Genomic DNA, 12,740 nt, shown 5'->3' with positions numbered 1-12,740 from the left:
TGCGGCGTGCACGCAACGGGATCGGCATCACGTTTTGCGCGGTGCCTATAACTAAATGCATAGGTCCGTGGGCGTATTTGCGTGCTGGCGGGCGGCAGAAGTCCTGTGTTTTCAAGGCATGGAGGCCGCATTGCACTACCGCGGTGCGCCCCCGCGGCGCCCGTCGCCTCGGCTTTGCCTGTCCCGGCCGGCACGGCATCCTGACAACAACGCGCCTTCAAAACCATAGAACAGGATTGCCAGATGTCCCGCATCGTCACCGTCGCTGCTGCCCAGTTGGGGCCCATTCAACGTTCCGAGGGACGCGACGTCGTCGTTGGACGCATGATGCGCCTGCTTGAGCGCGCGCATCAGCGCGGCGCCCAGGTCGTCGTGTTTCCCGAATTGGCATTGACCACGTTCTTTCCGCGCTGGTACTGCGAGAACCTGGATGAGGCCGATGCCTGGTTCGAAGCCAGCCTGCCATCGCCTGCCACCCAGCCGCTTTTCGATGCCATCAAACGTTATGGCGTGATGGTGTACCTGGGCTATGCCGAGCTGGTCGAGGAAGCAGACGCGCAGGGCAACGTGCGTAAACGCCGCTACAACACGTCCGTTGTCATCGCTCCCAATGGCGAGATCGTGCTGAAGTACCGCAAGATCCATTTGCCGGGCCATGCGGAATACGCCGAGCATCGCCAGGTACAGCATCTGGAAAAGCGTTATTTCGAGGTCGGCAATCTGGGCTTCCCCGTGGTGCGTGCCCCGGTTGCCCCCGGCGTCGACGCCAACCTGGGCATGCTGATCTGCAACGACCGGCGCTGGCCCGAGGCGTGGCGCGTGCTGGGCTTGCAGCAGGTGGAACTGGTCATGCTGGGCTACAACACGCCCAGCCGCAATCAGGACAACCGCGGTTTCGAGGCGCATCACCTGCGCGTGCTGCATTCCCATCTGTCCATCCAGGCGGGCTGCTATCAGAACGCCACCTTTGCCGCTGCCGTTGCCAAGGCCGGCACGGAAGATGGTCACGAACTGCTGGGCCACTCGGTCATCGTCAATCCCCAGGGGGAAATCATCGCGATGGCCGCGACCTGGGCCGACGAATTGATCGTTGCCGACTGCGACCTGGATCTGTGCGAGCTGGGCCGCAATACGGTCTTCAATTTTGCCAAGCACCGCCGCACCGAAGCGTATCAGCGGCTGGTCGAGCAGACCGGAAGCATCGCACCCCCGTGTGGACGCCGTCCTTCTGACGCGCGCGTTTCGACTCCTCATTCGTCTCGACTCTTCTCATGCCTGACACCACATTTCCTTCCACCATCGATCACGAATTGCTTGGAACGCTTCGCGTGCCGACCTTTGACGACGTTGCCGCCGCCGCGGACCGCCTGGCTCCCCATGTACGCAGGACGATGCTGCTGCGCTCGCCCGCGCTGGACGAGCGAGCAGGCGCGCCCATCTGGCTGAAACTGGAAAACCTGCAGGTCACCGGCTCGTTCAAGGCGCGCGGTGCATTCAACGCGCTGCTCACGATGGATGCGGCACAACGCAAGCGTGGCGTGGTCGCGTACTCGACCGGCAACCATGGACAAGCGGTAGCGTGGGCCAGCCGCTGTCTGGGCGTGCCCGCCACCATCGTCATGCCCGTGGACGCGCCTGAGAACAAGGTCGACAAGGCGCTGCGCCACGGCGCAAAGGTCGTGCGGTACGACCGGCTGCGTGAAAGCCGCGAGGAAATCGGCATGCGCTTGATGGCGGAAAGCGGCGCGAGCCTGCTGCCGCCGGGCGATCACCCTGACGTCTTGGCTGCGCAGGGCACGCTGGCGCTTGAGGCCTTGCAGGACCTGCCCGCCGAGGCCCGCGATACGCTGGGATTGTTCGCCATGCCTTGTGGCGGCGGCGGCATGGCCGCGGGATGTTCCCTGGTGCTGCGCAAACTGGCGCCGAATGCGCGCATCGTGGCAGTGGAACCGAGCGAGTACGACGACACGGTGCGTTCCCTTGCGTCCGGCAAGCGCGAGAGCAACCGCGCCGGCGCCACGACACTGTGCGACGCCTTGCAAGCCGCCACCCCGGCCGAACTGCCTTATGCGATCAACCGCCGCAGTTTGAGCGCAGCGGTGTCCGTGACGGACGCCGAAGTCAGCGCTGCGATCCGCTTCGCGCTTGAAGAGTTGCGCGTGGTGGTGGAGCCGGGTGGCGCGGTGGCCCTGGCCGCCTTGCTGGCTGGCCACCTTTCGGCAGACGGACGCGACGCCATCATTGTCTTGTCGGGCGGGAATATCGACCTGCCGTTGCTGCGCCAGATCACCTTGAACTGAACGTTCTCGACCCATTCCATAACGGCTTGCCCGCAACGTACGGGCAGGCTTCAAACGCAGTCATCCACCTCCAGTGCAAAGGAAGAAATTCATGTCCACTCAGCCTAGCCGTGTCAAGCGTTGGCTTGCCATTACGTTCACCGCATGCAGCCTGGCCGCGGCGGCCTCCGCATTTGCGGTCTACCCGGATCACCCCGTGACCATCGTCGTGCCGTTCAATACCGGCACCACGCCGGATATCGTTTCGCGGGTGCTGGCTGCCGAAATGGCCAGACAGACTGGCGGTAACTACGTGGTCCAGAACCGCACGGGGGCGTCGGGCATCATTGGCACGCAAGCCGTGGCCAACGCAACGCCCGACGGCTATACGATAGGGTTCGCCAACGTGGCGACCCTGGCGATCAACCAGGGCCTCTATCCCAAGCTGCAATACGACGCCGACAAGCAGCTGGCGCCGGTGGCACTGACCGGATCCGTGCAGAACATCCTGGCCGTCCGTCCCGGACTGAACGTCAAGACCCTGGCCGAACTGATCGCGCTGGCCAAAAAAGAGCCCGGCAAGCTGATCGTGGCGTCTGGCGGCAATGGCACGACAGGGCACCTCAGCGGCGCCATGCTGAGTTCCATGGCCGGCATCGACTTCTTGCACGTGCCCTACAAGGGCGGTGTAGAGGCCAACCTGGCAGTCATGCGTGGCGAAGCCGATCTGGTGTTCGACAACATTTCCTCCATGGCTTCTTTCGTGAGTCAGGGCAGGGTCGTGCCGCTGGCCGTGACGGACCTGCAGCGCGATGCATCCATGCCGCAGCTCGCCACGATGGACGAACAGGGCTTGAAGGGCTATCGCGCGGTGGCGTGGACGGGATACGTGGCGCCTGCCGGCACGGACCCCAAGGTGCTGGACTTCCTGAATACCGCCATCAACAACGCCCTGCAGGCGCCCGAGGTCCAGGAAAAATTGAAGAGCCTGTCCTATGTGCCGAACATCGGTCCCCGCCAGCAACTGTTTGATCGGGCCCACGCGGAACGGCCTGTCTGGGCGCAGGTGATCAAGCAAGCCAACGTCAAGCTCGATTGATCGCCGTGACCCGCGAACGGTTCGATCTGCTGATCTGCGGCGGTTGGGTCATCGATGGCACGGGCGCCGATCGGTACCGGGCGGATGTGGGCGTGCGCGAAGGTCGCATAGCGGCGTTGGGCGACCTTGCTGACGCCCAGGCCACCCAAGTGATCGATGCGCGCGGGCGCATCGTCGCTCCTGGGTTTATCGACACGCACACCCATGATGACCGCTACCTGTCGATCGATCCGGGCATGGCCGCCAAACTGAGCCAGGGCGTGACGACGGTGGTGACCGGCAATTGCGGCATCAGCCAGGCGCCCTGGCGTCCAGGCTGGCGCAGGGAAGTGCCTGCGCCGGTCAATCTGCTGGGCAATGATGCCAGTGACTTTCCATTTGCATCGTTCGGCGCCTACCTGGACCACCTGGACCGGCACCCGGCCGCCGTCAATGCAGCCTGCCTGGTGGGCCATACGTCCTTGCGCGCCGCCGCGATGGCAGATCTGGACCGGCCAGCCACCGCCACCGAAATCGACCACATGCAAGTCTTGCTGCGCGAGGCCTTGCAGAGTGGTGCGATCGGCCTGTCCACCGGAACGGCCTATCCGGCAGCCATGCCGGCGACGCTGGACGAGCTGACCGCCGTTGCCAGCGTGCTGCGCGACCATGGCGGCCTGTACGCGAGCCACATCCGCGATGAAGGCGACCGAATCTTCGAGGCTTTGGACGAAGCCTTTGAGGTCGGCAAGGCCGCCAGCGCGCCCGTGCTGATCTCGCATCACAAACTGATCGGGCCGCGCAATCATGGCCGGTCTGAACAGACGCTGGCGCATATCACCGAAGCCAGCCAGCGCCAGCAAGTCGCGCTGGACTGCTATCCGTACGTGGCCGGTTCCACCATTCTGCGCAAGGATCGACTGGCCGTGTCCAGCCGGGTCATCGTGTCCAAATCCGTGCCATATCCCGAGTACGCCGGACGTGACCTGCACGAGATCGCTCAACACATGGGTCTGACGCCCGAAGACGCGGTCGATGCGCTGCAGCCTGCGGGCGCCATCTACTTCATCATGGACGAGGCGGATGTCGAACGCATCCTGGCATACCCCGGCACGATGATAGGCTCGGACGGCATGCCGCACGACCCCGCCCCGCACCCGCGGCTGTGGGGAACGTTCCCCCGCGTGCTCGGGCATTACTGCCGCGTCGTCGGTCTGTTCTCGCTGGAACAGGCCGTGCATAAAATGACCGGCAAGCCGGCCGCCTACTTTCGTTTGCCCCAGCGCGGGCGCGTCGCGGTCCACCATGCGGCGGACCTCGTTGTCTTTGATGCCGACACCATTGCTGACACGGCAACGTGGGCGTCGCCCACAAGCCAGGCAGAGGGCATCGACTCCGTGGTCGTCAATGGCGTGGTCGCATGGCAGGCCGGCGCCGGCACCGGGGCGCGCAGCGGCAGGGTCATCCGTCCCGAACGCCGGTAGCCGTGACCCGGCTCGTGGGACTCTTGAAGGCGGGGCGGGCCTGGTAGGACGTGCTCTCGGGCGCAATGCAAGGGATGCCATCCCGCATCGGTCATAATGAGGAGAACGCGGCCGAACGCACATCTTTCCCTCGGCCGCCTGATCACAAGGAGACCGCATGCAATTGGCCTGGATCTGGTTCGGCCTGATGGCCCTGGCCCTTATCGGCGAAGTCATGACCGGCACGTTCTACCTGCTGATCGTCGCGGCCGGTTTCGCGGTTGCCGGCGGGCTGGCCTACGCAGGCCTGGGCGTCGCCGCGCAGATCGCGGTGTGCGCCATTGCGGTGCTGGCCGCGACGCTGCTGCTGCGCAAGACGGGCGTGCTCAAGAAGCGGGAAGTCGACGCCTCGGGCAATGCCGACGTCAACATGGACATCGGCCAGACCGTCACCATCGACGTCTGGACCACGCCGCACAGCACACGGGTCTGGTACCGCGGCACGCACTGGGAAGCGGAACTGGCCCCCGGCGCGCCCGCTACCGCCGCCCCTGGACGTTATGTCATCACCCACACGCGCGGCAACACGCTCGTCGTGTCACCCGCCGCTTAATCAGGAGACCCCATGAGTCCTTCCACCATCGTCCTGCTCGTCCTGCTTTTCCTGGCCATCCTGATCGTCATCAAGGCGATTGCGATCGTGCCTCAGCAACATGCGTGGGTCGTCGAACGCCTGGGCAAGTTCGACCGCGTGCTGTCGCCGGGCGCCGGGTTCGTGATTCCGTTCATCGAACGTGTCGCCTATAAGCACTCGCTCAAGGAAATCCCCTTGGACGTGCCGAGTCAGGTATGTATCACGCGCGACAATACGCAGCTGCAGGTGGACGGCATCCTCTACTTCCAGGTAACGGATGCCATGCGGGCGTCTTACGGGTCGTCCAACTACATCGTGGCGATCACGCAGCTGTCGCAGACCACGCTGCGTTCCGTGATCGGCAAGCTGGAACTGGACAAGACGTTCGAAGAGCGCGAGCAGATCAACAGCAGCATCGTGAATGCGCTGGACGAAGCGGCGCTGAACTGGGGCGTCAAGGTGCTGCGTTACGAAATCAAGGACCTGACGCCGCCGAACGAGATCCTGCGCGCCATGCAGGCGCAGATCACCGCGGAACGCGAAAAGCGCGCGCTGATCGCCGCGTCGGAAGGCCGCCGCCAGGAACAGATCAACATTGCCACGGGTGAGCGCGAGGCGTCGATTGCCCGGTCGGAAGGGGAGAAGCAGGCCCAGATCAACCAGGCGCAGGGCGAAGCCGCTGCCGTGCTGGCGATTGCCGAAGCCACGGCCAAGGCCATCACCCAGGTGGGCGAAGCCGTGCGCATGCCAGGCGGCATGGAAGCCGTGAACCTGAAGGTGGCCGAGCGGTATGTCGATGCCTTCAGCAATCTGGCGCAAAAGAACAATACGCTGATCGTTCCTGCCAACCTGGGCGATATCAGTGGCTTGATCGCATCGGCCATGACCGTGGTCAAGGCCAGCACGCCCACGCTGGACAAGGCGCGGTAATCAATCCCGGTTGCGCGTGTCGTGCTTCATGATCTGCGCCTTTTCGCGCAGCCAGTCGCGTTCACGTTCGGTGTCCCGCTTGTCGAACTGCTTCTTGCCCCGCGCCAGGCCGAATTCCAGCTTGATCAGCGGGCCCTTGTAATGCAGATTGAGCGGGACCATCGTAAAGCCACGCTGCTCGACCTTGCCGATCAGCTTGTTGATCTCTTCGGCTTTGAGCAGCAGCTTGCGGGTACGGGTGGCGTCCGGATGGATGTGGGTAGACGCGGTAGCCAGTGGGCTGACGTGCATGCCCAGCAGGTACATCTCGCCGTCGCGCACGATCACATAGCCTTCCTTGAGCTGCACACGGCCCGCGCGGATGGACTTGACCTCCCAGCCTTCGAGTACCAGACCGGCCTCGAAACGCTCGTCGATGAAGTAATCGTGGAATGCCTTGCGGTTCTCGATGATGCTCATTGGTGGTGCCCGTTCGCCAGGCCGGTAAAATAGTGAATTCTAGCAATTGCCATATTGGTTGACCCACGCATGCATAAAGTGCAACGCTCGGTGTTGGTGCCCTACAGTGCGGAGCAGATGTTCGATCTGGTCGCCAAGGTAGAGGACTATCAGAAATTCCTTCCCTGGTGTGGTGGCTCCGAAGTCCGGAACCGCACCGAACAGGGTGAAGACGCGTCGGTTGTGATCCAGTTCGCCGGCCTGCGCCAGCGCTTCACGACACGCAATACCCATGATTATCCACGGAGTATCTCTCTTGCGCTCGTCGATGGTCCTTTTTCGGACTTGAACGGCAAGTGGGAGTTCCAGAAGCTGGCCGAAGATGCCTGCAAGGTCATCTTCACGCTGGAATATTCTTTCTCCAGCCGTACGGTGGAAGCCATCATCGGACCGGTGTTCAATCGCATTGCGTCCAGCTTCATCGACGCCTTCACCAAACGCGCCGACGAGATCTATGGCGGCTGACGGGCCGCTCGGGATGCTGGCCGTGCAGGTCTGTTTTGCGGACGTCGGCAGCATCTGGCAGCGAGAGGTGCAGCTTCCCGAGGGTGCGACGGTTGCCGCGGCCATCGCGGCCAGCGGGTTCCGTGATGCCTATCCGAATGTCGATCCCGCGGTGCTGGGAGTGGGGATCTTCGGCAAGGCGGTGCCATTGACGGCGCTGCTGCAGCCACACGACCGCATCGAGATCTATCGCGCGCTTCGCTTCGATCCCAAGGATTCACGCCGCCGCCGCGCGGATCATCGTGCACGGCGGTTGCGCCAGGAACGCGGCGGGTAGAACGAATCCCCGCCGGCTCCCTGCCTGCTAGGCCTGCACCGGTTCCTGGATGGTGCCAGCCACCCGCTGGCCGGCGCCGTACCGCACCGGCGCAGGTGTGAAGCGCGCCTGCTGGTCCAGCATCTCGCGGGCTAGCGGCAGGTACACCGGGCGGTCCTGCTGCGCGTCCGGGTAGCCGACCATGCCCGTGGGGCAATAACGTCCATCGAACCACCCCGGATAATCCGTGACGGGATACAGGCAGATGCCGTGAATGTCGGCGCCCTGGCTGCGGGCCGCGGCCACCTCGTCACAAACGTACCGCAACCACGGCACACGCAAGTCCCCCTCGGCGCCGGTCTCGGCGATCAGGATCGGCCGCTGATACCGGTTGTGCACCTGCATCAGCAAGTCACGGAAGGGCCGATAGTCGGATTCCCCCGCTCGATGCGCGGGCCGTTCAGCCGCCACTGGTTGTGGGAATAGAAATTTACCCCGATCACGTCCAGATTGTCGCGGCGGCCCCCTAGGCCGTGGCCGCGCGCGCCTGCGATCATGTCCCAGGCTTCGTACTGTCCCTGGGTGGCATGCTCGGCGGCATCGACATCCGAGGCTGTCAGTGGCGCGACGTTGATCACCGGATCCGCGAACATGAAACGCGCGCGCGGATCCGCCTGCCGGATCGCGGCGATACCGGCGCACGTCGCCCGTACCAGTTGCCGCTTCAGTTCCGATCCCCGCCCCAGGCCCATGGGGCCGAAGTGCGCCATGTCCCCGCCCGCCCACGACCAGTAAGAAATTTCGTTGACCGGGCAGTACCACGGCACGTCATCCGTTTCGTCCCGCACGACCGCCGCCGCCGCCGCGGCAAAGCGGGCAAAACGGTCCGGAAATGCGGGGCTGAATGGATCCACGTCCGCCGGATAGCCGTAGTGGCACAAGTCCCAGATCACCTGCATGCCGTGGTCCTGGGATGCCCGCAACATGGGCAGGAAGCTGCTCCAGTCGTACCGCCCGGGCGTGGTCTCGATCAGGTGCCAGCGCAGTCCGTCGCGCACGGTGCGGATGCGATACCGCGACAGAGCCGCGTAATCGGCCCCCGGATGCAACGCATGTCCGGTGTCCACCAGCAGATCGTGGCTTGCGCCATCGGGCCGCCGGTGGGTCGAACATTCGAAGCCCCCTGCATGAAACTTCGAAACAGCGCGCTCATGGGCGGGCGTATACCGCTTCGTCGTCGTTGACCGCGGCAGGGGCGGTTGCCACGGCAGCCTGGCGTGCCGCGTCTTCCTGCTGAAGTTGCTGGTAAGTGCTCAGCGCCTGCGCCACCACCTGGTCCATGTTGTAGTAGCGATAGCAGGCCAGGCGGCCCACGAAGACCACGTCGGGCGTGGCATCGGCCAGGGCCTGGTAGCGGCGGTACAGTTCCTGGTTTTCGGGACGCGGCACGGGGTAATACGGATCGCCTTCGGCCATTGGATACTCGTAGGTCAGGCTGGTCTTGGCGTGCTGCTGGCCGGTCAGGTGCTTGTACTCGGTAATACGCGTGTACGGCGTCGCCTCGGCCGGGTAGTTGACGGTTCCAACCTGCTGGAACTGTTCGACCGGCAGCGTCGTATGTTCGAAACGCAGTGACCGGTAGGGCAGCTTGCCGAAACGATGCTTGAAAAATTCGTCGATCGGGCCGGTGTAGATTAGCTTGTCGTACTGCACTTCGCCTTCCAGGTCCTGGAAGTCGGTGCTGGTCATCACGGTGATGTTCGGATGGTTCAGCATGTTTTCGAACATCTTCGTATAGCCATGCAGCGGCATGTTCTGGAAGGTGTCCGTAAAGTAGCGGTCGTCGATGGACGTGCGTGTCGGGACGCGGGCCGCCACCGATTTGTCCAGCTCGCTCGGGTCCAGGCCCCACTGCTTGCGGGTATAGCCCTGGAAAAACTTTTCGTACAGTTCGCGGCCGATCTGCGATACCACCACGTCTTCCGATGTCTTGACGGTGTCCACCTTTTCGGCGCGGGCCGCCAGGAAGGCCTGCGCTTCGTCCGCCGTGAATTCGCGGCCGTACAGGCGCGACAGGGTCGTCAGGTTGATCGGCATCGGCACCAGTTGCTCATCCACCTGGGCCAGCACGCGATGCTCGTACGGATGCCATTCAGTGAAGCGCGACAGGTAATCGACCACCTTGTCCGAATTGGTGTGGAAGATGTGTGGGCCGTACTTGTGCACGAGCAGGCCGTCTTCGTTGTAGTGGTCGTACGCATTGCCCGCGATATGCGGCCGCTTGTCGACCACCAGCACGCGCTTGTTCGATCCCGCGGCAAGGCGTTCCGCCAGCACGGCGCCTGCGAAGCCGGCACCTACGATCAGATAGTCGTAGCGCGGCGTTGCCGACGCCTTGCCCGCGCGCGAGGCCTTCGCGTCCAGCCGGGTGACCGGCGCGGCGGCCGTTTCCTTGGATGCGTCGAGCACGCGCGCACGATGCGCGCGATTGATCGCGTCCCGCATGCCTTCCCACGTCTTGTCCCACGACATCTCACCCAGGATCGCATCGGCTTTGGTGCGCACGGCGTTGCTGTCCTTGGCGTCCTGCAGCGCAGCGTCGATCTCGGTCACGAATTCCGCGGCATTGGACGCGATGTGAACCAGGTCGGTATGGCCGTAGGTCCGCACCACGTCCATGATCGGGGTCGACACCACCGGCTTGCCGCCCGCCAGGTATTCAGGCGTCTTGGTCGGGCTGATGAAGCGGGTCGATTCGTTCAGGGCGAAAGGCATCAAGGCCACATCCCAGCCGCCCAGATAGGCAGGCAACTGCTCGTAGCTCTTGGACCCCAGGTAGTGGATGTTGGCGGCGCGGGGCAGGGTAGCGGGATCGATCTTCACGATCGGGCCCACCAGCACGATCTGCCAGTCAGGCCGCTGCGCTGCCAGATCGGCCACCAGATCGATATCGAAACGTTCGTCCAGTACGCCGTAAAAACCTAGACGCGGATGCGCAATGCCGCGCTGATCCTGCGGCTCGTCCTGATCGGCGCGGGCGGCGCGAAAGTGACCGACGTCCACGCTGCTCGGGAAGGCGTGGGCATTCACGTGCACGCGGCGTTTGGCTTCGTACAGGCTGTAGCCGCCCGTAAACACGACATCGGCACGCGACATCAATTCGCGCTCGCGCTCGACCAGTTGCGGTGGGGCGCCGCGAAATGCCGACAGTTCGTCCATGCAGTCGTACACCAGCAGCGACGGCTGCAGGTGCGAGCTGAACGCCAGGCTCATTGGTGTGTAGTACCACAGCATGAAGGCGTCAAAGCGTTGCTCGGCCATGAAGGCGTCGAGCAGGCGGCGCTGCTGCGCGTCGGCCGTCGCGTGATCGCCCACGGCGGGCAAGCGCGGGACCAGGACACACACACCGTCCTTGGTCATGCGGCGTTCCAGGAACGCTTCGGCGCCATCTGTGGGAATCGGCTCTTCGAAATAAAAGACGGGCTGGGTCTTCGCAAAGCGCGACAACAGATGCTGCGGACGTTGATACACGAAGTCCCAGCGCAGGTGGGAAAAACAGATCAAAGCAGGCCGTTCACGGGTCAGCCACCCATCGTCGGATACGAAAGGAATGATATTGGTGGAGCGCGCGCCGTCGCCGCGGGACTGCATACCGTTATGGCCTGCCGGATTCATAGGGACCTCTATGAGAAAAGGAAATAGGGATACCCGGCATGCGTGCTACCGGGGAGAGGGTCCCGTGAACAGGTGGAAGGCATGCCGACGTAGCGGGAACGCAATTGATGTTCCTGCGCTCGTGGGGCCGGACCTGCTGCGGCGTGAGGATCGTGATTGGCGGGATCTACCGCAGAGCCATGCTGGTGGCGCGTGCCGTGGGACGGACATCGCGTTTTGAGGTGCGACGCCCGGGAAAGTCGAGCGCGATCGAATCGCGTCGCTCGACTGTAGCAATGCTCACATTCGTGAGATTTCTCATTGCAACCATTAGTGCGCTATGCGCGGTAACCGGATACATGTGAGCTTTGCTAGAGGCGGCCCATCAATAGGCACCGAAACCGTCGAGCAGCAATTGCCCTTTTCGCCCGTCAATGCCCGTTCTGCCTTACTGAACAAGGATGGGCCGCCTCTATACTGCCGGCATCCCGATCCAAGGTCCGCCATGACTCCGTTCCAAGGCAAGCTGCGCATCCGTCACCTGGAAATCGTGCTGCTGGTCGCCGAGCATGGCAATCTTTCCAAGGCGGCACGCCATCTGCACATGACGCAATCCGGCCTGTCGCGTGCCATGGCCGAAATGGAAGAAGCGGTGGGCGGGAGGCTGTTCGAACGATCGGCCAAGGGCATGCGGGCCACTGCGCTGGGCGTCGCCGTCTGCCGCCACGCCAACGTGCTGCTCGGCGACTTCCGCAAGGCCGAGACCGACCTTGCCGCCATTGCCCGGGGTGAACTGGGCAGCATTACGATCGGCTGCTTCTCGCTGTTCAGTGGCTGGCCTCTGGTGGATGCGGTCGCGGCCTTCCGAAGGGCGCATCCCAAGGTCGAGCTATCCGTCGACATCGGTACGCACGAACGTCTGGTGGAAGTGCTCGACACGGGCGCGCTCGACGTATTGATCAGCCGTACCCCGGCTACCCTGAATCGGGACACCTATCGCATCGTGCCCTTGATCAATGATCCGGTGGTGCTGACCTGCGCGCCGGATCACCCGCTTGCTTCGAGTGACGCGCCGACCTGGGCGGAGTGCGCCGTGTACCCCTGGATCAGCGCCTTGCCCTCGGCCCGGATCCGCGTAGAACTGATGGGACGGCTCAGCGAGGCCAATGTGCAACCGCCGGACATCGTGGGCGCGTTATCGCTGGAATTCGGTCGCGACATGTTGTCGGCGGGACCCTATCTGTTGATGCTGCCTGGCAGCGTCGCGCACATGCAGGAACGTCGCGGCATGTTGCATGTGCTGCCAGTGGATCTGAAGCTGAGGCGGTCTCCCTTGGCGGCGATGTGGCGGCGCGACCGCCCCAGCACCCGGCAGACCCGCGCTTTCGTCAGCATGCTCGCGGGTGTCATCAAGGACGCTCAGCTATGACTGCGGCGCATTGAT

The 12,740-nt window shown here is 63.7% G+C and carries 12 protein-coding genes and 1 pseudogene; 9 read left to right on the top strand and 4 right to left on the bottom strand.

Annotated elements, in window-relative coordinates:
• Positions 1 to 243: 243 nt before the first annotated feature.
• The 6 genes and pseudogenes from ACNANG_RS01135 (at position 244) to ACNANG_RS01110 (ending at position 6,384) form a co-directional block, all read left to right on the top strand.
• A pseudogene (locus tag ACNANG_RS01135) lies at positions 244 to 1,232 on the top strand (N-carbamoyl-D-amino-acid hydrolase).
• Between the two features lie 159 nt (positions 1,233 to 1,391).
• On the top strand, positions 1,392 to 2,300 hold the full coding sequence (locus ACNANG_RS01130) for a threonine ammonia-lyase (protein ID WP_420227675.1): 909 nt from the start codon (positions 1,392 to 1,394) through the stop codon (positions 2,298 to 2,300).
• A 91-nt stretch (positions 2,301 to 2,391) separates the two neighbouring features.
• The gene (locus tag ACNANG_RS01125; RefSeq protein ID WP_420225642.1) at positions 2,392 to 3,378 is read left to right on the top strand and encodes a Bug family tripartite tricarboxylate transporter substrate binding protein; all 987 of its coding nucleotides are present in this window, start codon (positions 2,392 to 2,394) and stop codon (positions 3,376 to 3,378) included.
• A 5-nt stretch (positions 3,379 to 3,383) separates the two neighbouring features.
• On the top strand, positions 3,384 to 4,841 hold the full coding sequence (locus ACNANG_RS01120) for an N-acyl-D-amino-acid deacylase family protein (protein WP_420225641.1): 1,458 nt from the start codon (positions 3,384 to 3,386) through the stop codon (positions 4,839 to 4,841).
• Positions 4,842 to 4,998: 157 nt separating this feature from the next.
• Positions 4,999 to 5,433 (top strand): NfeD family protein, encoded by a 435-nt coding sequence (locus ACNANG_RS01115; RefSeq protein WP_420225640.1) that lies wholly within the window; start codon positions 4,999 to 5,001, stop codon positions 5,431 to 5,433.
• A gap of 12 nt (positions 5,434 to 5,445) precedes the next feature.
• Positions 5,446 to 6,384 carry an SPFH domain-containing protein gene (locus ACNANG_RS01110; RefSeq protein WP_179588014.1) on the top strand — a complete coding sequence of 313 codons (939 nt, stop codon included), beginning with the start codon at positions 5,446 to 5,448 and terminating at the stop codon, positions 6,382 to 6,384.
• Here the strand turns inward: ACNANG_RS01110 and smpB are convergent, their stop codons facing one another.
• Complete coding sequence (gene smpB, locus ACNANG_RS01105) at positions 6,385 to 6,843, bottom strand: SsrA-binding protein SmpB (RefSeq protein WP_420225639.1); 459 nt, start codon at positions 6,841 to 6,843, stop codon at positions 6,385 to 6,387. It abuts the gene before it with no gap.
• A 69-nt stretch (positions 6,844 to 6,912) separates the two neighbouring features.
• Here smpB and ACNANG_RS01100 point away from each other — a divergent pair, with 69 nt between their 5' ends.
• Positions 6,913 to 7,347, top strand: coding sequence for a type II toxin-antitoxin system RatA family toxin (locus tag ACNANG_RS01100; protein ID WP_420225638.1), 435 nt, complete (start codon positions 6,913 to 6,915; stop codon positions 7,345 to 7,347).
• The gene (locus ACNANG_RS01095) at positions 7,337 to 7,663 is read left to right on the top strand and encodes an RnfH family protein (protein ID WP_420225637.1); all 327 of its coding nucleotides are present in this window, start codon (positions 7,337 to 7,339) and stop codon (positions 7,661 to 7,663) included. The genes ACNANG_RS01100 and ACNANG_RS01095 overlap by 11 nt, the downstream gene beginning before the upstream one ends.
• 27 nt (positions 7,664 to 7,690) lie before the next feature.
• On the opposite strand, the gene ACNANG_RS01090 is transcribed toward ACNANG_RS01095, so the two are convergent.
• The 3 genes from ACNANG_RS01090 to glf all read right to left on the bottom strand — a co-directional run bounded on the left by ACNANG_RS01090 (position 7,691) and on the right by glf (position 11,293).
• Positions 7,691 to 8,047 carry a hypothetical protein gene (locus tag ACNANG_RS01090; protein WP_420225636.1) on the bottom strand — a complete coding sequence of 119 codons (357 nt, stop codon included), beginning with the start codon at positions 8,045 to 8,047 and terminating at the stop codon, positions 7,691 to 7,693.
• Entirely contained in the window at positions 8,047 to 8,769 is a 723-nt protein-coding gene (locus ACNANG_RS01085; RefSeq protein WP_420225635.1) for a hypothetical protein, read from the bottom strand. Before ACNANG_RS01085 ends, ACNANG_RS01090 begins: the two co-directional genes overlap by 1 nt.
• An 82-nt stretch (positions 8,770 to 8,851) precedes the next feature.
• Positions 8,852 to 11,293 carry a UDP-galactopyranose mutase gene (gene glf, locus ACNANG_RS01080; protein WP_420225634.1) on the bottom strand — a complete coding sequence of 814 codons (2,442 nt, stop codon included), beginning with the start codon at positions 11,291 to 11,293 and terminating at the stop codon, positions 8,852 to 8,854.
• 508 nt (positions 11,294 to 11,801) lie between these two features.
• Here glf and ACNANG_RS01075 point away from each other — a divergent pair.
• Positions 11,802 to 12,725: a LysR family transcriptional regulator gene (locus ACNANG_RS01075; protein WP_420225633.1), complete on the top strand. Its 924-nt coding sequence runs from the start codon at positions 11,802 to 11,804 to the stop codon at positions 12,723 to 12,725.
• Positions 12,726 to 12,740 lie beyond the last annotated feature (15 nt).

Origin of the sequence: Pigmentiphaga litoralis (assembly GCF_048632615.1) — a bacterium.
Lineage (GTDB): Bacteria > Pseudomonadota > Gammaproteobacteria > Burkholderiales > Burkholderiaceae_B > Pigmentiphaga > Pigmentiphaga litoralis_B.
The sequence above is the reverse complement of the archived record's forward strand: the minus strand, read 5'-3'. Positions and strand labels throughout refer to the sequence as shown.